The organism is Endozoicomonas atrinae, from assembly GCF_001647025.1.
Classification (GTDB): Bacteria; Pseudomonadota; Gammaproteobacteria; order Pseudomonadales; family Endozoicomonadaceae; genus Endozoicomonas; species Endozoicomonas atrinae.
The window spans coordinates 1-235 of sequence record NZ_LUKQ02000965.1; the positions used below are offsets into that span (position 1 = coordinate 1).

A 235-nucleotide genomic window follows, 5' to 3' on the forward strand; every position below is an offset into this window, starting at 1 on the left:
ACCATGCTCTGTTGTTAGATGCCAGTAACCAGGTGCGCTTTGTGCCCAATGCTGACTTTAACGGTGCGGCAACGTTTACTGTCAGGGCCTGGGATAAATCAGCCGGTGCCGTTGGCGACTATGCCGATACCACTACCAATGGCGGCACTACAGCATTCAGTACTGAAACGGCCCCTGTTGGCATTCTGGTTAATGCGGTCAATGATGCGCCGGTGGTCAATACCAGTGCCAGCCT

Annotated in this window: 1 protein-coding gene; it reads left to right on the forward strand. The window is 54.0% G+C overall.

The genetic code is table 11. The annotated features are described in order from the left end of the window. Positions 1-235: hypothetical protein (locus AK963_RS34755; protein ID WP_175404857.1), on the forward strand; the 235-nt coding region annotated here is incomplete at both ends.